This window comes from Streptomyces tateyamensis, from assembly GCF_003205575.1.
GTDB classification, from domain to species: Bacteria; Actinomycetota; Actinomycetes; order Streptomycetales; family Streptomycetaceae; genus Kitasatospora; species Kitasatospora tateyamensis.
In genome coordinates this window covers 1-550 of the sequence record NZ_PYBW01000285.1, presented here as the reverse complement: position 1 = coordinate 550, position 550 = coordinate 1, and the positions used below count along the sequence as shown (strand labels likewise).

Genomic DNA, 550 nt, shown 5'->3' with positions numbered 1-550 from the left:
AGGTCGCGCCGGTAGACACGGTCAAGTCGAACTCGGCGGGCGCCGAGGCCGCGCCGGTGGAGCAGGCTGTGGAGAGCGTGAGCGTGGCGTTCACGGGCAACGCGGCGAAGGTGACGTCCCGCACGCCGCGGGTCTCCTCGGGGCGTCCGGAGCTGACGGAGGCCGCGATCGTGGTCTCGGGCGGTCGTGGTGTGGGTGCGGCCGAGGGTTTCGGTGTGGTGGAGGAGTTGGCGGACGCGCTGGGCGCGGCGGTGGGTGCTTCGCGCGCCGCGGTGGACGCGGGCTGGTACCCGCACACCAACCAGGTCGGCCAGACGGGCAAGCAGGTCTCGCCGCAGTTGTACGTGGCTGCGGGTATCTCGGGTGCGATCCAGCACCGGGCGGGCATGCAGACCTCGAAGACGATCGTGGCCGTCAACAAGGACGAGGAGGCGCCGATCTTCGAGCTCGTCGACTTCGGCGTCGTGGGCGACCTGTTCGACGTCCTGCCCCAGCTGACCACCGAGGTCAAGACCCGCAAGGGCTGACCCACCAGCAACACACCGACACA

General features: G+C 70.2%; 1 protein-coding gene. It reads left to right on the top strand.

Translation table 11 applies throughout. From position 1 onward, the window contains the following. Positions 1-527: electron transfer flavoprotein subunit alpha/FixB family protein (locus C7C46_RS33365; RefSeq protein ID WP_146259332.1), on the top strand; the 527-nt coding region annotated here is incomplete at its 5' end. Positions 528-550 lie beyond the last annotated feature (23 nt).